At 67.2% G+C, this 21,662-nt stretch carries 18 protein-coding genes; 7 read left to right on the top strand and 11 right to left on the bottom strand.

The features are described from left to right. Positions 1 to 52 precede the first annotated feature (52 nt). The 7 genes from hrpA to chrA all read left to right on the top strand — a co-directional run bounded on the left by hrpA (position 53) and on the right by chrA (position 11,379). Positions 53 to 3,919, top strand: coding sequence for an ATP-dependent RNA helicase HrpA (gene hrpA, locus DWG20_RS11015; RefSeq protein WP_115433860.1), 3,867 nt, complete (start codon positions 53 to 55; stop codon positions 3,917 to 3,919). Between the two features lie 69 nt (positions 3,920 to 3,988). Further along, positions 3,989 to 5,149, top strand: coding sequence for an HD-GYP domain-containing protein (locus DWG20_RS11010; protein WP_115433859.1), 1,161 nt, complete (start codon positions 3,989 to 3,991; stop codon positions 5,147 to 5,149). Between the two features lie 196 nt (positions 5,150 to 5,345). Beyond that, positions 5,346 to 7,886 carry a glycosyltransferase gene (locus DWG20_RS16445; RefSeq protein ID WP_245944710.1) on the top strand — a complete coding sequence of 847 codons (2,541 nt, stop codon included), beginning with the start codon at positions 5,346 to 5,348 and terminating at the stop codon, positions 7,884 to 7,886. After that, positions 7,876 to 8,262, top strand: coding sequence for a GtrA family protein (locus tag DWG20_RS10995; protein ID WP_115433857.1), 387 nt, complete (start codon positions 7,876 to 7,878; stop codon positions 8,260 to 8,262). The genes DWG20_RS16445 and DWG20_RS10995 overlap by 11 nt, the downstream gene beginning before the upstream one ends. Then, positions 8,259 to 8,873, top strand: a complete 615-nt coding sequence (locus DWG20_RS10990) for a ChbG/HpnK family deacetylase (protein ID WP_115433856.1) — start codon at positions 8,259 to 8,261, stop codon at positions 8,871 to 8,873. Before DWG20_RS10995 ends, DWG20_RS10990 begins: the two co-directional genes overlap by 4 nt. A 213-nt stretch (positions 8,874 to 9,086) precedes the next feature. Next, on the top strand, positions 9,087 to 10,025 hold the full coding sequence (locus DWG20_RS10985) for a chromate resistance protein ChrB domain-containing protein (RefSeq protein WP_115433855.1): 939 nt from the start codon (positions 9,087 to 9,089) through the stop codon (positions 10,023 to 10,025). Next, a complete protein-coding gene (chrA, locus tag DWG20_RS10980; RefSeq protein WP_115433854.1) occupies positions 10,018 to 11,379 on the top strand; it encodes a chromate efflux transporter in 1,362 nt (453 codons plus the stop codon). Before DWG20_RS10985 ends, chrA begins: the two co-directional genes overlap by 8 nt. A gap of 4 nt (positions 11,380 to 11,383) precedes the next feature. Here the strand turns inward: chrA and DWG20_RS10975 are convergent, their stop codons facing one another. The 11 genes from DWG20_RS10975 to lepA form a co-directional block, all read right to left on the bottom strand. After that, positions 11,384 to 12,319, bottom strand: coding sequence for a hypothetical protein (locus DWG20_RS10975; protein ID WP_115433853.1), 936 nt, complete (start codon positions 12,317 to 12,319; stop codon positions 11,384 to 11,386). Further along, positions 12,316 to 13,617: a glycosyltransferase family 2 protein gene (locus DWG20_RS10970; RefSeq protein WP_115433852.1), complete on the bottom strand. Its 1,302-nt coding sequence runs from the start codon at positions 13,615 to 13,617 to the stop codon at positions 12,316 to 12,318. The genes DWG20_RS10975 and DWG20_RS10970 overlap by 4 nt, the downstream gene beginning before the upstream one ends. Positions 13,618 to 13,846: 229 nt before the next feature. Further along, entirely contained in the window at positions 13,847 to 14,932 is a 1,086-nt protein-coding gene (gene nagZ / locus DWG20_RS10965; RefSeq protein WP_115433851.1) for a beta-N-acetylhexosaminidase, read from the bottom strand. 54 nt (positions 14,933 to 14,986) lie between these two features. After that, positions 14,987 to 15,370: a holo-ACP synthase gene (gene acpS, locus DWG20_RS10960; RefSeq protein ID WP_115433850.1), complete on the bottom strand. Its 384-nt coding sequence runs from the start codon at positions 15,368 to 15,370 to the stop codon at positions 14,987 to 14,989. 3 nt (positions 15,371 to 15,373) lie between these two features. Next, positions 15,374 to 16,102 (bottom strand): pyridoxine 5'-phosphate synthase, encoded by a 729-nt coding sequence (gene pdxJ, locus DWG20_RS10955; RefSeq protein ID WP_220272056.1) that lies wholly within the window; start codon positions 16,100 to 16,102, stop codon positions 15,374 to 15,376. An 18-nt stretch (positions 16,103 to 16,120) separates the two neighbouring features. Next, a complete protein-coding gene (gene recO, locus DWG20_RS10950) occupies positions 16,121 to 16,834 on the bottom strand; it encodes a DNA repair protein RecO (protein WP_115433848.1) in 714 nt (237 codons plus the stop codon). 18 nt (positions 16,835 to 16,852) lie between these two features. Beyond that, complete coding sequence (era, locus tag DWG20_RS10945; RefSeq protein WP_115433847.1) at positions 16,853 to 17,740, bottom strand: GTPase Era; 888 nt, start codon at positions 17,738 to 17,740, stop codon at positions 16,853 to 16,855. Further along, positions 17,737 to 18,459: a ribonuclease III gene (gene rnc, locus DWG20_RS10940; protein ID WP_147289951.1), complete on the bottom strand. Its 723-nt coding sequence runs from the start codon at positions 18,457 to 18,459 to the stop codon at positions 17,737 to 17,739. The genes era and rnc overlap by 4 nt, the downstream gene beginning before the upstream one ends. Continuing rightward, on the bottom strand, positions 18,459 to 18,803 hold the full coding sequence (locus DWG20_RS10935) for a DUF4845 domain-containing protein (protein ID WP_181880900.1): 345 nt from the start codon (positions 18,801 to 18,803) through the stop codon (positions 18,459 to 18,461). The genes rnc and DWG20_RS10935 overlap by 1 nt, the downstream gene beginning before the upstream one ends. A gap of 63 nt (positions 18,804 to 18,866) precedes the next feature. Continuing rightward, on the bottom strand, positions 18,867 to 19,838 hold the full coding sequence (gene lepB / locus DWG20_RS10930) for a signal peptidase I (RefSeq protein ID WP_115433844.1): 972 nt from the start codon (positions 19,836 to 19,838) through the stop codon (positions 18,867 to 18,869). After that, the gene (lepA, locus tag DWG20_RS10925; RefSeq protein ID WP_115433843.1) at positions 19,839 to 21,632 is read right to left on the bottom strand and encodes a translation elongation factor 4; all 1,794 of its coding nucleotides are present in this window, start codon (positions 21,630 to 21,632) and stop codon (positions 19,839 to 19,841) included. It lies immediately after the preceding gene. Positions 21,633 to 21,662 lie beyond the last annotated feature (30 nt).

Genomic DNA, 21,662 nt, shown 5'->3' with positions numbered 1-21,662 from the left:
GCGGCTCTGTTATAATCGCCGCCTCGCTATCCAACCCCGCTCTTTACGCCGCATGACGCCCCTCCTCGCCGAACTCAAGGCCGCCCTGCCCCATTGCCAGCTCCGTGACCAGCAAGCGCTGCGCCGCAAACTGTCCGACGCCGCCGACCGGGTCAAGCGCGGCCAGAGTGCCGACAAGCTGCTGTCCGACATCGCCATCCAGGTCGAGCGCTCGCGCGAGCGCGTCGACGCGCGCCGCGCCGGCCTGCCGCGCCCCGAGTTCGACCCCGAGCTGCCGGTCAACCAGAAGTTGGCCGAGCTCAAGCAAGCGATCGATAAAAACCAGGTGACCATCATCTGCGGCGAGACCGGCTCGGGCAAGACGACGCAGATTCCTAAGATCTGCCTCGAACTCGGCCGCGGCGTCACCGGCCTGATCGGCCACACGCAGCCGCGGCGGCTGGCCGCGCGTTCGGTCGCGACGCGTATCGCGCAGGAGCTGAAGTCGAGCATCGGCGAGGTGGTCGGCTTCAAGGTACGCTTCACCGACAAGACGTCGGAGAAGAGCTACCTCAAGCTGATGACCGACGGCATCCTCTTGGCCGAGACGCAGACCGACCGATTTCTGACCGCCTACGACACGATCATCATCGACGAGGCGCACGAGCGCTCGCTGAACATCGACTTCCTGCTCGGCTACCTGAAGCAGCTGTTGCCGCGCCGCCCGGACCTGAAGGTCATCATCACGTCGGCGACGATCGACGCCGACCGCTTCGCCAAACACTTCGACGGCGCGCCGGTGATCGAGGTGTCGGGCCGCACCTACCCGGTCGAGGTCCGCTACCGGCCGTTGACCGAACGCGACGAGGACGAAGCCGAGATCGAGATGGAGCAGGCGGTCGTCGACGCGGTCGAGGAGCTCGCGCGGCTCGGCCCGGGCGACGTGCTCGTCTTCCTGCCTGGCGAGCGCGAGATCCGCGAGACCGCCGAGGCGCTGCGCAAATCGCAGATCCGCGGCTACGAGATCCTGCCGCTGTTCGCGCGCTTGAGTAACGAAGACCAGCAGAAGATTTTCAAACCGTCGGGCGGACGGCGCGTGGTGCTGTCGACCAACGTCGCCGAAACGTCGCTGACCGTGCCCGGCATCAAGTATGTGATCGACACCGGCCACGCGCGGCTGAACCGCTACAGCCCGCGCGCCAAGGTCGAGCAGCTCTTGGTCGAGAAGATCTCCCAAGCCGCCGCGCGCCAGCGCGCCGGCCGTTGCGGCCGCGTGTCGAGCGGCGTCTGCATTCGTTTGTATAGCGAAGACGACTTCAACGCGCGTCCGGCGTTCACCGACCCGGAAATCCTGCGCAGCAACCTCGCGGCGGTCATTTTGAGGATGGCGGCGCTGCGCCTCGGCGCGGTCGACGCCTTCCCCTTCCTCGAGGCGCCGTCGAGCCGGCTGATCGCCGACGGCTACCAGGTGCTGCTCGAACTCGGCGCGGTCACCGAGCGCAACGAACTCACAGATATTGGCAAGGAACTCGCGCGCCTCCCGGTCGACCCGAAGATCGGCCGCATGCTGCTCGCCGCGCGCGACCAGCACTGCGTGCGCGAGATGCTGATCCTCGCGTCGGCGCTGAGCATCCAGGACCCGCGCGAACGGCCGTTCGAAGCGCGCGAGGCGGCCGAACGCGCGCAGGCGAAGTTCAAGGACGAAGGGTCGGACTTCCAGTCGTTTATCAATCTGTGGGACTTCTTCGACGAAGCGCTGAAGCACAAGAAGTCGAACCGCCAGCTGATCGACGTCTGCCACGCGCACTTCCTGTCGCATATCCGCATGCGCGAATGGCGCGAGCTGCACGGCCAGCTCGCACAGATCGCCGCCGACCTCGAGCTGCGTCTGAACGACGTGCCGGCGACCTACGAGCAGCTGCACAAGGCGCTGCTGACCGGCCTGATCGGCAACGTAGGCATGAAGACGCTCGAGGGCGACGAGTATCTGGGCACGCGCGGCGCGCACTTTCATATCTTCCCGGCGTCGGGGCTGAAGAAGGCGAAGCCGAAGTGGCTGGTCGCCGCCGAGCTGACCGAGACGAGCAAGCTGTACGCGCGCTGCGTCGCCAAGGTCGACCCCGAGTGGATCGAGAAGCTCGCGCCGCACCTGGTGAAGTCGCACTACTTCGAGCCGCACTGGGAAAAGGCGCGCGGCGAAGTCGTCGCCAGCGAACGCGTGACGCTGTACGGCCTGACGGTCATTCCGCGCCGGCCGGTCAGCTACGGCCGCATCGACCCGGTCGCGGCGCGCGAACTCTTCATCCGCGGCGCGCTGGTCGCGGCCGAATACGGCAGCAACGCGCCGTTCTTCCAGCACAACCACCGGCTGATCCGCGAAGTCGAGCAGCTCGAACACAAGGCGCGCCGCCAGGACGTGCTGGTCGACGACGAGGTGCTGTACGGTTTCTACGACGAACGGATACCAGCCGACATCGTCGACGCGGCGAGCTTCGAGGCGTGGCGAACGTTGGCCGAGGCCGAGGAAGCGAAGCGCCTGTGGCTGACGCGCGACTACCTGATGCAGCACGCGGCCGAGAACATCACCGAGGAGCAGTTCCCCGAGTGGCTCGACACGTCCGACGGCCGCCTGCGGCTCAAATACCGTTTCGAGCCGCACCACGCGCTCGACGGCGTGACGGTCGACGTGCCGCTGCCCATCCTCAACCGGCTGGAGGCCGCGCCGTTCGAATGGCTGGTGCCGGGCATGATCCGCGAGAAGCTCGCGCTCTTGATCAAAGGGCTGCCCAAGCAGATCCGCCGCAGCTGCGTGCCGGTGCCCGACTTCGTCACGCGCTTCCTCGATTCGATAGTCGACGGGAACGCGGCGATCGCGCCGCAGCTCGCGCACTTCATCCTGCGCGAAACCGGCGGCCTGAAGGTCGACCCAAGCGATTTCTCCGGCATCGAACTGCCGGCGCACTGCCGCTTCAACTTCCGCGTGATCGATGACGGCAAGCAGGAACTCGGCATGGGCCGCGGCCTCGTCGAATTGCAGAAGCAGTTCGGCCAGGCGGCGCAGCTGGCGTTTTCCGACAGCACGATAGACATCGAACGCGACGACGTGACGGCCTGGGACTTCGGCGAGCTGCCGGCGAGCATCAAGTTCGCGCGCGGCCGGCAGCAGCTGACTGGCTACCCGGCGCTGTGCCTCGAGGACGACAAGGTCGCGATCCGATTATTTGATACGGAGGCCTCGGCCAACGTCGCGATGCGCGCCGGCGTCGTGCGGCTGCTGCAGTTCCAGCTGAAGGAGCAGATGAAGCAGTTGAAGAAGGGCCTGTCCGGCTTCACGCAGACCGCTCTGTTGCTGCGCGGCGTCGCCAATTCGGATGACCTGCTCGAAGACGCGATCGCCGCGATCTGCGACCGCGCCTTCATCGGCGACGATGCGCTACCGCGCAACGAGAAGCAGTTCAAGGACCAGATCGCCCGCGCGCGCACCAAGCTGCCGGCGGTGACGCAGGCGGTGACGAGCTATCTGAACCAGATCGCCGGCGAGTACCAGCAGCTCAGCCAGAAGTTCGGCAAGCACAGGCTCGCGCCGGAGCTGAAGCAGCAGCTCGACCGGCTGGTCTACAAAGGCTTCCTCGCCGCGACGCCGTGGGAGCAGTTGCCGAACCTGCCGCGCTACATGAAGGCGATGGCCTTGCGCATGGACAAGCAGCCTTCCAACCCGCAGCGCGACGGCCAGCGCGGCGCCGAGGTGCGCGAGCTGTGGAAGCAGTGGGAGGCGCGCGTCGCCGAGGAAAACCAGCGCGAGGGCGCGTCGGCCGAACTGATGGCCTACCGCTGGCTGATCGAGGAGTTGCGCGTCGGCCTGTTCGCGCAGGAATTGAAGACGCCGTTCCCGGTGTCGGTGAAGCGCCTCTCGAAGGCGTGGGCCGACCTGCCCCGGTGAGCGTACACCGGTCTTGCCACAGCAGAGAGCGGCGCGGCTAGAATGGAGCGTCAGCCAGAAGCCTTCATCATGAGCGAATCCCCGAACAAGGCCAAATTGCACCCCCTCTTGGTGCGCGTCGGCAAGGAACTGCAGGTCGACGTCTATGCGAAGAACGGCATCCTGCTGCTGAAGAAGGGCCATTACGTCCTGAGCCCCGAGCAGCGCGACAAACTGTTGACGGTCGGCCTGGGCGACGCCGACGAGGTCGAGGCGCGGCTCGAACGCGAGAAGCGCGAACGCGCCGCCGCCCAGCGCGAGGCCGAGGAGGCCGCACGGCCGAAGAACCCCCTTATCGAACTCGATTTTCTGACGCGCCGCATACAGGGCCTGTTGAACCACGCGCTCGCGGTGCACGGTTTCGCCGACGCGATCCGCGACGTCGCCGACGGCCTCGCAAGGTTGGCCGAGCGCACGCCCGACGGCCTGATCGCCGCGTGTCTCTTGGTGCCGTTCAGCGACTACGGCAGCAGCCACAGCCTGCGCACCGCCGCGCTGTTGGCGGTGCTCGGCAAACGCCTGGGCCTCGCGCCGGCCGAGCACAAGACGCTGTTGTGCGCCGCGCTGACGATGAACGTGTCGGTCACGCTGCTGCACAACCAGCTCGCGCAACAGGGCGGCCCGCTGACGACGGAACAGCGCGAGGCGATGTTCGCCCACCCGATCCTCGGCTCGGCCATCCTGCGCGAGGCCGGCGTCGACGACGAGCGCTGGCATGACCTCGTCCAGCAGCACCACGAGGACCACGACGGCAGCGGCTACCCGATGGGCCTCACGCGCGATGAGATCGATCCGCTCGCCCACCTGCTGCGCCTCGTCGACGTGCTGGCCGCGCTGCTCGTGAGCAACGCGCAACGCCCGGGCCAGTTGCCGTCGGCGGCGCTGGCGCGCCTGTTCAAGGGCGAGTGCGGCGCGTTCGACGCGACCTACGTCGCGGTGCTGATCAAGGAGCTCGGCATTTACCCGCCCGGCAGCTTCGTCAGGCTCGCCAGCAACGAGATCGCCGTCGTCACCCAGCGCCGCGACAAGGCGAACGAACCCAAGGTCGCCGCGCTCAGGAAGGTCGACGGTCCGCCCTACGCCGAACCGCTGCCGCGCGACACGCACAACGCCATGCACAAGATCGTCGAGGCGGCGCCGGCCGCCGCGGCCGGCGTCCGCCCGGCCTTCCTCGTCAGGCTCTGGAAGTAAGCCTGCTTTTTCCCGCCGTTTTCCCCTTTCTCTTTAGCCTGCCTTAAGCCAAGCGCGCCACCCTTAGAAAGGGTAGCCGTCGCTTGGTGCGTCTCTGCGCGCGTCCAATCGATCGAAGCCAATCAGCCCGATTGGCTCCGGCTGCCGATAAAGCCCCTATCTCCGCAGGGCCCTCTCTGGATACGCAAGCGCAGGCATGCTTTCCGCAACGACAAAACCGGCTACGGCAGCGGCGCTCAGCGCACCCTCCGCACGCAGTTGGCCGAGCCAGGCCGTCTGGCTGCTGGCCGGACTCGCGCTGGTGCGCCTTTTGGCGATGTGGCTGATCCCGCTGAATGACACCACCGAGGCGCGCTACGCCGAGATCGCGCGCAAGATGCTTGAGACCGGCAACTGGGTGACGCCGCTGCACGACTACGGCGTGCCGTTCTGGGCCAAGCCGCCGCTGTCGACCTGGCTGTCGGCCGCCTCGATGGGCGTGTTCGGCGTCAACGAGTTCGCGGTGCGGCTGCCGGCCTTGCTGCTGTCGGTCGGCGTGCTCGCGCTGACCTACCGGCTGGCGCGCGTGCGCCTCGGCGTCGACGCGGCGTGCATCGCGGTGCTGGCGCTCGCCGGCAGCCTGCTGTTCCTGGTGTCGGCCGGCACGGTGATGACCGACCCGGTGCTGCTGTTCTGCGTGACCTTGAGCCAGGTCGCGTTCTGGTACGCGGTGCCGATGCGGCAGCGGCGTTGGGGCTATCTGTTCTTCGCCGGCCTCGGACTCGGGCTGTTGGCCAAGGGACCGCTCGCGGTGGTGCTCACCGGCCTGCCGATCTTCTTCTGGGTGCTGGCGCGCGGCCAGCGGCGCGCGCTGTGGCGCGACCTGCCGTGGGTTTCCGGCACGCTCTTGACGCTGGCCATCGCGCTGCCGTGGTATGGGCTCGCCGAGGCGCGCACGCCGGGCTTCCTTGACTATTTCATCATGGGCGAGCAGGTGTCGCGCTTCCTCGACCCCGGCTGGAAGGGCGACCGCTACGGCTTCGCGCACGCCACGCGCCACGGCATGATCTGGCTGTACGCGGCAGGCGCGCTGTTTCCGTGGTCTCTCGTCTTCCTCTACCGGCTGGCACGCCGGGGTTGGCCGAGCATCGCCGCCACGCGCGACGCCCACGCCACCCGGGACGACGGCTGGCTGCTCTACACCGCGCTGTGGTCGCTGATGACGCTGGCCTTCTTCACGCTGTCCGGCAACATCATCTGGCCGTACGCGCTGCCGATGATGCCGGGCTTCGCGCTCTTGTTCGCCACGCTGTGCGAACGAGAGCGCCTGGCGACGGCGCTGACGCTGCTGTCCACGCTCCTGATGCTGGCGGCGACCGTCGCCTTCGTCGTGCGCCCCGACGCTATAGGCCGCAGCCAAAAGGCGCTGGTCGACGCGTGGCACCGTGATCAGCCTTCGGCCGACAGCACGCTCTTATACTGGAATTCGCGCCGCGAGTTTTCCGCCGAGTTCTATTCGGCCGCCCGCACCCGCACCAGCACCGGCCCGGCGCGGGCGGCGGCCTTGCTCAGCAACGCTGAGCCGCGACTACCTCGCCGTGCCGGTCAACGACCTCGACCAACTGCCGGTCGGCGTCGCCGCCGCCTTCGCCGAAATCGGCCGTTTCAAGAACGACGGCCAGACCCTGGCGCTGCTGCGCGAGCGGCGGCCCGTCTCACGCTGATCCGCAGAGCAAGGAGCACCGTCATGTGTGATCCCCTCGTCCCGCCCTACCTGCTCGGCCTGCACGCGGCCGAGCGCCCGGCCGACCCGCTCGTCAGCTGTGTCGTGCCCGCGTACAACGAGTCGGCCAACATCGTGCCGCTGCTCGAGACGCTGCACCGCCTGCTGAACGCCGACGGCTACCGCCACGAGCTGATCGTCGTCGACGACGGCAGCCGCGACGACACCGTCGAGCGGGTGCTGACGCACAACACCGGCCTGCCGGTGAAGCTGGTGCAGCTGTCGCGCAACTTCGGCAAGGAGGTCGCGCTGACCGCAGGGCTCGAGCATGCCGTCGGCGACGCGGTGGTGCTGATCGACGCCGACTTCCAGCACCCGCCCGAGAAGGTCACCGAGTTTCTCGCGCGCTGGCGCGAGGGCTACGACATGGTGTACAGCGTGCGCGACGGCCGCGAGGACGAGACGCTCGCCAAACGCTGCTTCACGCGCGCGTTCTACGCGCTGATCAACCTCGGCGTGCCGCTGAAGATTCCCGAGAACACGCAGGACTTCCGCGTGCTCGACCGCCGCATCGTCGACGCGCTCGGCGCGATGCCCGAGCGCAGCCGCTTCATGAAGGGGCTGTACAACTGGACCGGCTTCACCCAGCTCGCGGTCGAGACGCGCACCGGGCAGCGCGCGGCCGGCCACAGCAGTTTCAACTTCTGGCGCCTGTTCGGCCTGGCGATGACCGGGCTGACGTCGTTCTCGGTGATGCCGCTCAGGGTGTGGACCGCGATCGGCGCGCTGATCTCGCTGTCGTCCATCCTCTACGCGGCGATCGTGTTCGTCGACACGCTGATCAACGGCAACCCGGAACGCGGCTGGCCGACGCTCGCCGTCGCCGTATGCTTCCTCGGCGGCATCCAGCTGTTGTCGATCGGCATCCTCGGCGAGTACGTCGGCCGCATCTTCCAAGAGGTGAAGCGCCGCCCGACCTACCTCGTCAGCCGCGTCGTGACGCCGGCCGAACCGGGCGCCGCTCATGAACGCTGAGCTCGCACGCTTCGGCGTGGTCGGCGTCGCCGCGCTCCTCGTGCACCTGGCGATGGTGTCGCTGTGGCTGGTGCCGGCCGGGCTGGCGCCGCTCTTTGCCAACGTGTTCGCCTTCCTGACCGCCTTCGTCGTCAGCTACCTCGGCCACCGCCACCTGACCTTCTGCGCCGGCCACGTCGCGCACCGCCAAGCCTTGCCGCGCTTTTTCGCAGTCGCCTGCACCGGCTTCGCCGTCAACGAGTCGCTCTACTTCGTCCTGCTCCACGACACGCCGTTCGACTACCGCGTCGCGCTCTTGATCGTGCTGGCCACGGTCGCCGCGCAGACCTTCGCGCTCGGCAAGCTGTGGGCGTTCGCCGGGACCGCCCGACCATGAGCCGCGCCTTCACGCTGTGCGCCGACGACTTCGCGCAGAGCGCCGCGATCGGCGAGGCCATCCTCGACCTTCTCGCCGCGCGCCGCCTGTCGGCGACCAGCGTGTTCAGCCAGGCGCCGCAACTGGCGGCGCTGCCCGACGTCGACGCCGGCCTGCACTTCAAGCTGACCCATCCGCTTGGCGACATCACACGGCCGCTGCCCTACTGGCTCGTCGCCAGCCGCTTGCGCCGCCTGCCGGTCAAACAGCTGTCCGACGCTCTGTTCGCCACCCTGGCCGAGTACCGCTTCCCGGCCGGCCGTCCCTACCTGCGCGCGCCGGACCGGCTCGGCCACCCGGGCGACAGCCGCGCCAAGGCCGCCATCCTACGCGCCGCCTGTAGCGGGTTCTCGCGCCGTGTGACGGACGCCGGCTACCCGGCGCTGATGACCCAGTGGCTCGCCGCCGCTCCCGACGGTGCGCTCTTGATGTGCCACCCGGGCGGCGACGACGCCGACGATGAGATCGCCGGCGCCCGTCGCAACGAGTACCGGTATCTGGCGAGCGCCCGCTTCGCCGAAGACTGCGAACGCGCCGGCGTGACGCTGCGCCCGTTTCGGAGCGCCATCTAATTCCCGTCTAAAGCGCGGCCAAGCTTGTCGATTCGGCCGCGCTTGGCGGCCGGCGGCCTCTCGCCCCTTCCTGCTTCAACGTTGGCCGAGCCTAGTCCTTCGTATCGGCCTGCGCGCCGCTTGCTGCGCAGGCGATCACGACGCCTTCCCCGGAATGGACTTAGCATTCAAAATTACTTGTAGTGATAAATACCAATAAGTAGTATTCGTTACATGAAAAATTGGATGCTCTTCGTCACCACGCTGCCTACCGAGAACGCCACCGCGCGCATGCGCGCCTGGCGCGCGCTCAAGGCGTCCGGCGCCGCGGTGCTGCGCGACGGCGTCTATTTGCTGCCCGAAACCGAGCCCTGCCGCGGCGCGCTCGAAGCGATCCGCGGCGACGTCGAGGCCAGCGGCGGCACCGCCTACCTGCTCAGGGTCGAGGACGACGCCAAGTACGGCTTCACCGCGTTGTTCGACCGGACGGCCGAGTTCGCCGCGCTCTTTGCCGACATCGAAGCCGCGCACGCGGCGCTGACGCACGACTCGGCTGTCGACACGCTCAAGCAGGCGCGCAAGCTGCGCAAGGCGTTCAGCCAGCTCTCCGGGATCGACTTCTTTCCCGGCGAGGCGCAAAGGCAGACCGGCGCGGCGTTGCTGGAACTCGAGGTCGACGCGAACCGCGCGCTATCGCCCGACGAGCCCCGGCCGGTGGAGAGCTCGATTCCCATCCTCGACGCGGCCGACTACCGCGGCCAGCTGTGGGCGACGCGGCGCCGGCCGTGGGTCGACCGCCTCGCCAGCGCCTGGCTGATCCGCCGCTTCGTCGACCCGGACGCGCGTTTCCTGTGGCTGGCGTCGCCGGCCGACTGCCCGCCCGACGCGCTCGGCTTCGACTTCGATGGTGCGCGCTTTACCCACGTCGGTGCGAAGGTGACGTTCGAGACGCTGATCGCGAGCTTTGGGCTTGGCCGCCGCGGGCTCAAGCGCCTCGCCGCGCTGGTGCATTTCCTCGACGCCGGCGGCGTACCGCCGCCCGAGGCCAGCGGCGTCGAGCGCGTGCTCGCCGGTTTGCGCGAAGCGATCGCCGACGACGACGCACTCCTTACCGCGGCCGGCGGCGTGTTCGACGGCCTGCTTACCGCTTTCGACAAGGACAGTCATGAATAAACCCGAACCCCTTCCCGTCAAAGAGCACGAGGCGCGCCCCGCGCCGGTCGGCTTCGCCGAGGCGCTGCGCTTCTGGCTCAAGCTCGGCTTCGTCAGCTTCGGCGGCCCGGCCGGACAGATCGCGATCATGCACCAGGAGCTGGTAGAACGCCGGCGCTGGATCTCCGAGCGGCGCTTTTTGCATGCGCTCAACTACTGCATGGTGCTGCCCGGCCCCGAGGCGCAGCAGCTCGCGACCTATATCGGCTGGCTGATGCACCGAAGCTTGGGCGGCATCGTCGCCGGCGTCTTGTTCGTGCTGCCGTCGCTGTTCGTGCTGATCGGCCTGTCGTGGGTCTACATCGCCTTCGGCGACGTGCCACTGGTGGCCGGGCTGTTCTACGGGATCAAGCCGGCGGTGACCGCTATCGTCGTGCAGGCGGCGCACCGCATCGGCTCGCGCGCGCTGAAGAACAGCGCGCTGTGGGCGATCGCGGCGGCGTCCTTCGTCGCGATCTTCGCGCTCGACGTGCCGTTCCCGGCCATCGTCGCCGCCGCCGCGCTCGCCGGCTATATCGGCGGGCGCATCGCGCCCGATAAATTCAAGGCGGGAGGCGGCCACGGCAAGGCAGCGCCATCCTTCGGGCCGGCGTTGATCGACGACGACACGCCCACGCCCGAGCACGCGCGCTTTCGCTGGTCGCGCCTCGCGCGCGTGGCGATCACAGGCGGCCTCTTGTGGCTGATTCCGATGGCGCTGTTGACTGCACTGCTCGGCTGGCAGCACACGCTGACGCAGATGGGCTGGTTCTTCACCAAGGCGGCGCTGTTGACCTTCGGCGGTGCATACGCGGTGCTGCCCTACGTCTACCAGGGCGCGGTAGGACACTACGGCTGGCTGACGCCGACGCAGATGATAGACGGGCTGGCGCTCGGCGAGACGACGCCGGGGCCGCTGATCATGGTGGTCGCCTTCGTCGGTTTCATCGGCGGCTACGCGAAGGCGCTGTTCGGGCCGGAACTGGCCTTTGCCGCCGGCGCGCTCGCCGCGACGCTCGTCACCTGGTTCACCTTCCTGCCGTCCTTCGTGTTCATCCTCGCCGGCGGACCGCTCATCGAATCAACGCACAACGAGCTGAAATTCACCGCGCCGCTGACCGCGATCACCGCGGCGGTGGTCGGCGTGATCCTGAATCTGGCGCTGTTCTTCGGCTACCACGTGCTGTGGCCGCAGGGCTTCGCCGGGCGCTTCGACGGGATTTCGGCGCTGATCGCGCTGGCGGCGGCGGTCGCGCTGCTGCGCTTCAAGCGCAAGGTGATCGAGGTGATCGCCGCGAGTGCTCTGCTTGGATTGCTGGTGAAAACGCTGTTCTGAGCCGTCAGAAGCGCATCAGCCACTCGCCCTGCAGATAGCGGTAGTGGTAGCTCGGCCCCTGGAACGACGCGCTCTGGTTGTAGCCGCCGCGCAGCCGCACAAACCGCGCCGCGCGCACCGGGCTTTGCACGGCAGCCTCGAAGAGCCGCGTCGTCTGGCCGGGCGCGTCGTCGATCTTTTCCTGCCCGACTCCCGCCGTCAGCGAGCCGGTCCAGTTTTCGAAGCGCTTGCGCCAGCCGACGGCGAGCATCGCTTCCCAGTACTGCTTGGGATTGAAGTAGGCGCCGGCGACACCGTCGTCGCTGCTGTGGTAAGCGCGGTAGCGCGCCTGCACAGTAAGGCCGGTGTCGAGCCACGGTTGGTAGATCAGCTTGAGCCGGCCGTGATCGCGGCGGTTGCCGTCGGAAAAATACTGTTGACCGAGCAAGCCGACCCCGGTCCAGCGCTCTCCGAAGATCTGGTCGAGACTGGCGCCGACGAAGGTGAAAGCGACGCCCGCGTCGAGCGCGGACGGCGTCTCGACCCAGTCGCGATTGATGAAGACTTCGAGTGCGGTCTTCTCGGTCAAGGGCAGGTGGTAGCTGCCGTCCAGCGTCAAGAGCGTGTGGCCGCCCTGGCCGAACACGCCGGCGTCGAGCTGCCAGCCGTTGCCGGTCGCCGGGTCGATGTGCCGCGCGAGGACGGACAGCTTTTCGCCGTGGCGCGACCAGTCGCCCCGGCTGTAGCGGTAGTCACCGAGACGAGCGCCGTAAAAAGCGTCGGCGCTGGCGTAGTCGGGCATGACGTCGAGCGACAGCCGGCGCGCGGTGAAGCCGTCGCTGTCGTGGGTGTACAGGAAGCCGGCCCCGGCCGCGCGATCGAGCGGATTCTCGTCCGCCTGTACGGGCAGCTGGATGAACGCCAGCAGCGCCGCCGCCAGCCATCGCGTCGCCTTTCTCATTTCGTCCCCCAGCTCTTGCGCGTGTTCAGGATCTCGTCGATGTAGCCGAGCACGCTCGCCGGCTGCAGCACCAGGCTGTAGGCGAGCACGTAGATCAGGAATCCGGACGGGTTGCGCCTCACCCTCAAGCCTAGCCGGCCGAACATTTTCCGCTCGATCGAGAACATCACCGCGCTCATCGCGAGTGCGATCGGCATCAGCGCCAGCGTCATCGGCCCGACGATCCAGTAATAGCCGAACAAGGCCATGATGAGGCCCGGGATGAAGCCGAGCGTGAACGCCACGTCCAGCCACGGGAACAGCAGGTTCCAGTAGACGAAGAAGGTCGACAGCCGCGGCCGCAAGAGAAGGGTCGGATGCTGGCGAAACGCCTCGAGCATCCCGCGCGCCCAGCGCTGGCGCTGCCGGGCGAGCTGGCGGACGGTGGCCGGCGCGTGCGTGAACAGACAGGCATCCTCGCAGTGGCCGACGCGGTGGCCGGCCTCGAGCAGCGCCCAGGTCATCACGATGTCCTCGCCGACGACCTCGGGCCAGCCGCCGACCTCGACCAGCGTCGCACGGTCAAACAAGGAAAACGCGCCCTGCGCGACCAGCGTGCCCTGATACAGCGACTGCATGCGCTTGATCGCGGCGATGCCGTGGAAGTAGTCCCACTCCTGGCAGCGCGTCACCCAGTTCTGGCGCGAGTTGCGCACCAGGACCTTCCCGGCGACCGCGCGCGTGTCCGGCGGGTCCTGCAGATAGCGCTCGACGATGCTCGTGAGCGCGTCGTGGTGCAGGTAGGAGTCGGCGTCGATCGTCAGCAACAGCGCGTGCTGCGCGCGCTTCAGCCCCTCATTGAGCGCGTGCGCCTTGCCGGCGTTCTGCTTTTGCATCAGCAGGCCGAGCCATGGGTAGCGCACCTTCTCGTGGCGGACGATGGACGCCGTGCCGTCGGTCGAGCCGTCGTCGATCACGATCACCTGCAGCTCGCCCGGATAGTGCTGGCGGTCGATGCTGAGCAGCGTGTCGGCGATCGACGCCGCCTCGTTGTACGCGGCGATCAGGATGGAGAGCGGCGGGTAATGGGACAAGGGTCGGCGCGGCGGGCGGCGGTCCAGTAGAAGGCTCAGCAGCAGGAAGGCATTCATGAAGCCGGGCACGATGGCGATGCCGAGCACGAGGAACAGCGCCGCGGCACGGCCGATGTGCGTCGACAGGTCGGCGATCCACGGCTGCGCGAGCCAGAGCGACAGCGCCGTCCACGCCGCGGCACCGACGAGGGCGAAGGAGAATTTTGTGCGGACGGACAAGTACATGCTTTCCCTTCTCGCCGCCCTTCCCCGTCGGACGACACCGCGATCTGACACTAACGGCCTGTTTCCTTTATAAAAAGCGCGGGACGCCGCCGACACCCTTCATTCAGGCGGCCGGCTCGGCCAGGCTTTTCCGGACCCGGCCAAGCCAGGGTAGCCGGCCAAGAAAAAAGCCCTGTACCGAGAGGTACAGGGCTTTTCAGCCAGACGGCTGCGACCGGCTCGGAGCCGCTCAGCAGGCTTCGCCGACCGCCGGCCCCTTCAGCGCGCCTGGCGGCATCGCGAGTTTCGCGACCTCGGCCTGCAGCGCCGCAAACTCCGGGGAGGCTACGCGCGCCTGCCAATCGGCCACGTCGCCCTGCCCGGCCATGCGCCCGAGGCGCTCGGCCAACCTCGGCTGTACCGGTGGAGCAAGACCGGCGAGCACTTCGTCGGCGCGCTCGGGCTGATTGCAGACCAGCACCATGTCGCAGCCGGCGTCCAGCGCCGCCATCCCGCGTTCTACGAAGCCGCCGACGCCGGCCGCGCCTTCCATGCCGAGGTCGTCGGAGAAGATCACGCCGTCGTAGTTCAGTTCGCCGCGCAGGATGTCCTCGAGCCAGACCTTGGAGAAGCCGGCCGGCTGGGCGTCTACCGCCGGGTAGATCACATGCGCCGGCATCACCGACGTCAGCCCGGCGTCGGCCAACCTAGCGAACGGCACCAGGTCGGCGGCGCGCAGTTCGGCTAGGCTGCGGTCGTCGACCGGGATCACGTGGTGGCTGTCGCCTTCGACCCAGCCGTGGCCAGGGAAGTGCTTGCCGCACGACGCCATCCCGCCCTTGTCGAGACCCCGGATCAGCGCGGCGGCGAGTTCGCTCACCGCTTCGGGGTCGGAATGGAAGCTGCGGTTGCCGATCACCGCGCAGCGCTGCCATTGAAGATCCAGCACCGGCGTGAAACTCAAGTCGACGCCGCACGCACGCAACTCGGCGGCGAGCACCTCGCCGACGACCTCGGCCAACCTTTTGGCCTCGGCCGGGTCGGCGTCCCGCTTCTCGCCCAAGACCTGCATCGGCGGCAGGCGGGTGAAGCCGTCGATGAAGCGCTGCACGCGGCCGCCTTCGTGGTCGGCGGCGATCAACAGGTGCGGCGTGCGCAGCGCGCGGATCTCGGCGGTCAGCGCCTTCAGCTGTTCTACGTCGTGGAAGTTGCGGCGGAACAGGATCACGCCGCCGACCAGCGGGTGGCTGAGGCGTGCGCGTTCCTCGTCGGCAAGCGAGAAGCCGGCCACGTCGACCATCACCGGGCCGCGCGGCAGTTGCAGGGGAGTCGTCATGGAATGTCCTTAGCTCGGGGCCCGATCGCAAGATCCGGCCGAATGGAATCAGGGTTAGGCCGCCTCGGCGACGACGAAGGCGACCGCGTATTCGCGCTCGTCGCTGATCGACAGGTGCAGGCGGCCGACGCCGCGCGACGCGACGAACTCGGCCAAGGTCGGCGCGAGCTCGAACAGCGGTTTGCCGCGCGCGTCGTGCGCGACGGTCATCGCCGTCATCACGACCGGCGCGCGGATGCCGGTGCCGAGCGCCTTCGACAGCGCTTCCTTGGCGGCGAAGCGCTTGGCGAGAAAGCGCGCGGCGTCGGGTGCGGCGGCGTAGTCGCCGGCTTCGCCGGGCGACAGGATGCGCCGCGCGGCGCCGTCGCGGCCGTACTTCTCGATCAGCGCGGAAAAACGCCCGACGCGCGCCAGATCGGTGCCGATGCCTGCGATCATCTTTTAAAGACCCTGGCGGCCTTCGATCATCAGCGCCTTCATCTCGCGCACCGCGGCCGGGAAGCCGACGAACAGCGCATGGCTGACGAGCGCGTGGCCGATGTTCAGTTCGGCGATCTCGGCGATCGCGGCTATAGGCTTAACGTTGTGGTAGGACAGGCCGTGGCCGGCGTTGACGACGAAGCCGAGCGTCTTGGCGAACGCCGCCGCGTCGCGGATGCGCGTAAGTTCCGCGTCGCGCTCGAGCGCGTGGTGCGCGTCGGCGTAGCGGCCGGTGTGCAGTTCGATCACGCCGGCGCCGGCGTCGCGCGCCGCTTCGATCTGCCGCTTGTCGGCGTCGATGAAGATAGACACGCGGATGCCGGCGTCAAGAAGCACCTTGGTCGTGTCGCGCACCGAGTCGAAGTAGCGGATCACGTCGAGCCCGCCCTCGGTGGTCAGCTCCTCGCGTTTTTCCGGCACCAGACAGACGTCTTCCGGGCCTATAGCGAGCGCGTTCTCTACCATTTCCTGCGTCAGCGCCATCTCGAGGTTCATGCGCGTCTTGAGCACCTGCTTCATCACGCGCACGTCCTCGTCCTGGATATGGCGGCGGTCTTCGCGCAGATGTAGCGTGATGAGGTCGGCGCCGGCGCTCTCGGCCACCAGCGCGGCCTCTACAGGGCTCGGGTAACGGGTGCCGCGCGCCTGGCGCAGCGTGGCGACGTGGTCGATGTTGACGCCGAGGAAAATCATGGTGGGCTCCTTGCGCTAGTCGGGTAGCGCGCTGATCGCTTGCAACAGTTCGCGGGTGGCCAAGCTTCGGCCGCCCAGGTGATGGTTGAGACAGTCGCGCAGATAGGCGCGCGCCTCGTTGCGTACCGTGCCGTCCGAATAGTCGCCGGCCGCCATCGCCAATAGCGTCGCGCCGCTGACGCCTGCCGAGCTTTGATCGAGCCGGTGCGGCGCGGCGTCGGGAGCGGCGTGGTAGCGCGCGGCGGCGTCGACCGCGCGGTGCGCGTCATCGGTGTCCAGCGGCGGCGCGAGGCCGAGCGCGTCGAGCAGCGCCCACTCGTAGCGGCGCAGCACCGCCGCATACACCGGCTCTGTGGCGAGCGCGCGCACCGCTCTATCGTAGGCGGCGAACACCGCCGGATTGGGATCGTCACGCGCCGACAGGCGCATCGTCAATTCGTTGAGGTAGAAGCCGCAGATCAGCGCGAGGCCCGACAGCTGCGGCACGCCGCCCTGCCAGTCGGCCGCGTGCAGCGTGCGGACCTCGCCCTTGCCGAACCACGCGAGCGTCAACGGCGCGAACGGCAGCAACAGGCCGCGCAGCGTCGACTGCGGCCGGCGCGCGCTGCGGGCGACCAGCGTCAGCCGGCCCCAGTCGCGCGTCAATACGTCGATCAAGAGGCTGGTCTCGCGCCACGGCTGGCTGTGCAGCACGTAGGCGGGCTGGTTATCGACCTTGCCCGGCTGCATCGTCGCGGCGTCCTCGGCTTAGAGGCCGAATTCCTTCAGGAAGCGCACGTCGTCGGCCCAACCGGACTTCACCTTGGCGAACACGCGCAGGAAGACCTTGCCGTCGAACAGCTTTTCCATGTCGAGGCGCGCCTCGGTCGAGATCTTCTTCAGCTTCTCGCCGCCCTTGCCGATCAGGATGCCCTTCTGGCTGTCCTTTTCGACCAGCACCGCGATGTGGATGCGGCGCATCTCGCCTTCCATTTCCCACAGCTCGATCTCGACGTTCATCGCGTACGGCAGCTCTTCGCCCAAATACCGGAACAGCTTCTCGCGCACGATCTCGGTCGCGAGGAAGCGCTCGCTCTTGTCGGTGATCATGTCTTCCGGGTAGAGCGGCGGCGACTCGGGCAGGTGCGGGCGCACCTTGTCGAGGAGCTCGGCCAACCTTTGGCCATGCTTGGCGCTGACGACTTCGACGTCGGTGAAGGCGAATTCCTGCTGGCAGTCGGCGATGAAGGCGGCGAGCTCTTCCCTGTCCTTCGCCTTGTCGATCTTGTTGACGACGAGCACGACCGGCACCTTCTTCGGCAACAGCGCGATCACCTCGCGATCGGCGTCGGTCAGCCGCTTGGCCTCGAGCACGAACAGCACGCAGTCGACGCTGGACAGCGTGTCGCGCACGCTCTGGTTCAGCGCGTCGTTCAGCGCGTTGCGGTGGAAGGTCTGGAAACCCGGGGTGTCGACGAAGATGAACTGCGCGGTCGGCTCGGTGTGGATGCCGTGCACGCGGTGGCGCGTGGTCTGCGCCTTCTTCGACGTGATGCTGACCTTCTGGCCGATCAGGTGGTTCATCAGCGTGGATTTGCCGACGTTCGGTCGGCCCACGATGGCGACGAAGCCACAGTGGAATTCATGTTCGTTCATGCGTTTTTCGGCTTTTTGCCGCTCGGATAGTGCGTTTCGAAGCGCTCGAGTGCGACCTCGGCGGCCTGCTGCTCGGCGGCGCGGCGGCTGGCGCCCTCGCCCTCGGTCTCGATGCGGATCTCGGCCAGGTCGCACAAGACACGGAACCACTGCTCGTGCGCTTCGCCGCTCTGCGCGAGGATGCGGTACTTGGGCAGCGGCAGACGGCGCGCCTGCAGCGCTTCCTGCAGCCGCGTCTTGGCGTCCTTGGCGTGGCGCGTCGGGTCGATCGCGGCGATGCGCCCGGCGTACAGATGACGGACGACCGACTCGGCGCGCGCGAAGTCCGAATCGAAGCTGACCGCGGCGAAGGTCGCCTCGAGCGCGTCGGCGAGGATGGACGGCCGGTTGAAGCCGCCGCTCTTGAGTTCGCCCTCGCCGAGGAACAGGTAGTCGCCGAACTTCAGTTCCGCCGCGATCTCGGCCAAGGTGTTCTGGTTGACGAGGTTGGCCCTGAGCCGGGACAGGTCGCCCTCGGGCAGCGCCGGGAAGCGGTCGAACAGCATGCGCGCGACGGTGTAGTTGAGGATGCTGTCACCGACGAACTCCAGACGCTCGTTGTGCGGCGTGCCGTAGCTGCGGTGGGTCAGCGCCTGTTTCAGCCACGCCGGGTTGCCGAAGCGGTAACCGAGCGCGTCGAACAGGCGCGATAAACGGGTGTCGTTCAAAGTGACTTTCACTACTGGACCGCCGGCCCCTTGCCCGCCTGGGTGTCGAAGTCGAACGCGAGCTTCACGTTGGCGACGAGCGGCACCTCGCGGCGGTACTTGGCGCGAACGGTAAGGAAGTTGCCGCCGGAGACGATGAACAGGTCGGTGTCCTTGACCGAACTGATGTCGGCGACGACGGCGCGGTTGCGGAACTCGCGGCGCACCTCGGATTCGGCGCGGCTCGGGTCGCGGGCAATCTCGGCGACAGCGTTCTTCACTTCGGCGTACTCGCTGTACACCGGGATCACCCGGAACGCGCCGATCAGCATGAAGCCGAACAGCGCCACCAGAAAGATCACCGATATCGAACTCATTCCGCGCTCAGCACGCATCCCCTGCCCCTTGATTGTGTGGTTGGTTTGATGACCCGGCACAGCTTATTGAATGGTTTTGCCGACGCGCGAGAAGTCGCCGAAGTTCATCCAGACCATGAAGGCCTTGCCGACCATCAGCCTGTCGTCGACGAAGCCCCAGTAGCGGCCGTCGAGGCTGTTGTCGCGGTTGTCACCCATCATGAAGTAGTGGCCGGCCGGCACCTTGCAGCTGAAGCCGGACTCATCATAGTCGCAGTTTTCGCGGTACGGGAAGTTGGCCACCCGCTCGACCGACACCGGGCGCGCCTCGGGGATGTCGAGCACGCGGTAGGTCCGGGCGCCGAGCGTTTCCTGGTACTGCTCGTTGTGGACCATCGCCAGGCCCTGCTCGAGGTAGTCGTAGCTGCCGTCGGCGAGCTGCGGCACCGGCTTGCCGTTCACGGTGAGCTTCTTGTCGCGGTAGCCGACGGTGTCGCCGGCGAGGCCGATCACGCGCTTGATGTAGTTCACGCGCGGCTCGGGCGGGTAGTTAAACACGGCGACGTCGCCGCGTTCGACCTGGTGTACCGGCACCGCGACGTTGTTCAGCACCGGCACGCGGATGCCGTAGGTGAACTTGTTGACGAGGATGAAATCGCCGACGACGAGGCCGGGGCGCATCGAGCTACTCGGGATCTGGAACGGCTCGACGAGAAACGATCGCAACAGGAACACCACCAGGATCACCGGGAAGAAGCCGACCGCGTAGTCGACGAAATGACCCGACTCGCGGCCCTCGGCCAACCTTTTCCTGGCGAGCACGAAGCGGTTGGCGAACCACACGACGCCGGTGATCACGACGAACACCAGCATCACCGCCGAGAAGCTCATCTTCTCGGACAGCACGCCGAAGCCGCCGATCACCAGCATCAGGTAGCCCCACTGCACCGACGCCGGCCAGTCTTTCGCGCCCGGCTCCTTCTTGCCGCCGAAGGCGATCAGCATCAGGCCGATCGCCGCCAGCACCGCAAACACCCAGAACAGGTTGGCGCCCAATTATTTGTCCCCCACTTGCAGGATGGCGAGGAAGGCCTCCTGCGGAATCTCGACGTTGCCGACCTGCTTCATGCGCTTCTTGCCGGCCTTTTGCTTTTCCAGCAGCTTCTTCTTGCGCGTGATGTCGCCGCCGTAGCACTTGGCGAGCACGTTCTTCCGGAGCGCCTTGATCGTCTCGCGCGCGATGATGTGGCTGCCGATCGCCGCCTGCACCGCGATGTCGAACATCTGGCGCGGGATCAGCTCGCGCATCTTGGACGCGAGTTCGCGGCCGCGGTACTGGCTGGTCGCGCGGTGCACGATCAGGCTCAACGCGTCGACCTTCTCGCTGTTCACCAGGATGTCGAGCTTGACGAGGTCGGCCGCCCGGAACTCCTTGAACTCGTAGTCGAGCGACGCATAGCCGCGGCTGGTCGACTTCAGTTTGTCGAAGAAGTCCATCACCACTTCGTTCATCGGCATCTCGTAGGTCAGCATGACCTGGCGGCCCATGTACTGCATGTTGCGCTGCACGCCGCGCTTCTGGTTGCACAAGGTCATCACCGAGCCGACGTAGTCCTGCGGCACGAGGATGGTCGCGGTGATGATCGGTTCGCGGATCTCCTCGATCTTGGACAGGTCGGGCAGCTTGGACGGGTTCTCCACCTCGAGCAGTACGCCGTCCTTCATCAGCACCTCGTACACCACCGTCGGCGCGGTGGTGATGAGGTCCATGTCGAACTCGCGCTCGAGGCGTTCCTGGACGATTTCCAGGTGCAGAAGACCGAGGAAGCCGCAGCGGAAGCCGAAGCCCAAGGCCTGAGACACTTCCGGCTCGTACTTGAGCGCCGCGTCGTTCAGCTGCAGCTTCTCGAGCGCGTCGCGCAGGTTTTCGTAGTCATGGCTTTCCACCGGGTACAGGCCGGCAAACACCTGCGACTGGACTTCCTTGAAGCCCGGCAACGGTTCGGTGGCCGGCTTGTTCGCCAGCGTGATCGTGTCGCCGACCTTGGCCGACTTCAGTTCCTTGATGCCGGCGATGACGAAACCCACTTCGCCGGCGTTCAGGTTCGGGCGCTGCACCGATTTAGGCGTGAACACGCCGACCTGTTCGCACAGGTACTCGGCGCCGGTCGCCATGAACTTGATCTTGTCCTTCGGCTTGAGGCTGCCGTCGATCACGCGCACCAGCATCACGACGCCGACGTAGTTGTCGAACCACGAGTCGACGATCAGCGCCTTGAGCGGGCCGTCCGGCTTGCCTTGCGGCGGCGGGATCTTGGCGATGACGGTCTCGAGGATGTCCTCGATGCCGATGCCCGACTTGGCCGACGCATGCACCGCGTCGGTCGCCTCGATGCCGATGATGTCCTCGATCTCCTGGATCACGCGCTCGGGTTCGGCCGACGGCAGGTCGATCTTGTTCAGTACCGCCACCACTTCGACGCCGAGGTCGATCGCGGTGTAGCAGTTGGCGACCGTCTGCGCCTCGACGCCCTGCGACGCGTCGACGACCAAGAGCGCGCCTTCGCACGCCGACAGCGAACGGCTGACTTCATACGAGAAGTCGACGTGGCCGGGGGTGTCGATCAGGTTCAGGTTGTAGACTTGGCCGTCGCGCGCCTTGTAGCTGAGCGCGGCGGTCTGCGCCTTGATGGTAATGCCGCGCTCTTTTTCGATGTCCATCGAATCGAGCACCTGCGCGCTCATCTCGCGCAGCTCGAGACCGCCGCAATACTGGATGAAGCGGTCGGCCAGCGTCGATTTGCCGTGGTCGATGTGGGCGATGATCGAGAAGTTGCGAATGTGGTTCATGCAATCACACAAAAGTGAAGGGCACGCTGG

The organism is Crenobacter cavernae, from assembly GCF_003355495.1.
Classification (GTDB): domain Bacteria; phylum Pseudomonadota; class Gammaproteobacteria; order Burkholderiales; family Chromobacteriaceae; genus Crenobacter; species Crenobacter cavernae.
This window is presented reverse-complemented; position numbering and strand designations above follow the sequence as displayed.

Excerpts from the sequence above, each read along its gene's own strand:
- lepA (WP_115433843.1), bottom strand. The coding sequence starts at position 21,632 with ATGAACCACATTCGCAACTTCTCGATCATCGCCCACATCGACCACGGC.
- chrA (WP_115433854.1), top strand. The coding sequence starts at position 10,018 with ATGAATAAACCCGAACCCCTTCCCGTCAAAGAGCACGAGGCGCGCCCC.
- hrpA (WP_115433860.1), top strand. The coding sequence starts at position 53 with ATGACGCCCCTCCTCGCCGAACTCAAGGCCGCCCTGCCCCATTGCCAG.
- DWG20_RS10935 (WP_181880900.1), bottom strand. The coding sequence starts at position 18,803 with ATGAGTTCGATATCGGTGATCTTTCTGGTGGCGCTGTTCGGCTTCATG.
- DWG20_RS10970 (WP_115433852.1), bottom strand. The coding sequence starts at position 13,617 with ATGTACTTGTCCGTCCGCACAAAATTCTCCTTCGCCCTCGTCGGTGCC.
- DWG20_RS10995 (WP_115433857.1), top strand. The coding sequence starts at position 7,876 with ATGAACGCTGAGCTCGCACGCTTCGGCGTGGTCGGCGTCGCCGCGCTC.
- DWG20_RS10990 (WP_115433856.1), top strand. The coding sequence starts at position 8,259 with ATGAGCCGCGCCTTCACGCTGTGCGCCGACGACTTCGCGCAGAGCGCC.
- DWG20_RS10985 (WP_115433855.1), top strand. The coding sequence starts at position 9,087 with ATGAAAAATTGGATGCTCTTCGTCACCACGCTGCCTACCGAGAACGCC.
- recO (WP_115433848.1), bottom strand. The coding sequence starts at position 16,834 with ATGCAGCCGGGCAAGGTCGATAACCAGCCCGCCTACGTGCTGCACAGC.
- era (WP_115433847.1), bottom strand. The coding sequence starts at position 17,740 with ATGAACGAACATGAATTCCACTGTGGCTTCGTCGCCATCGTGGGCCGA.
- acpS (WP_115433850.1), bottom strand. The coding sequence starts at position 15,370 with ATGATCGCAGGCATCGGCACCGATCTGGCGCGCGTCGGGCGTTTTTCC.
- DWG20_RS10975 (WP_115433853.1), bottom strand. The coding sequence starts at position 12,319 with ATGAGAAAGGCGACGCGATGGCTGGCGGCGGCGCTGCTGGCGTTCATC.
- DWG20_RS11010 (WP_115433859.1), top strand. The coding sequence starts at position 3,989 with ATGAGCGAATCCCCGAACAAGGCCAAATTGCACCCCCTCTTGGTGCGC.
- nagZ (WP_115433851.1), bottom strand. The coding sequence starts at position 14,932 with ATGACGACTCCCCTGCAACTGCCGCGCGGCCCGGTGATGGTCGACGTG.
- DWG20_RS16445 (WP_245944710.1), top strand. The coding sequence starts at position 5,346 with ATGCTTTCCGCAACGACAAAACCGGCTACGGCAGCGGCGCTCAGCGCA.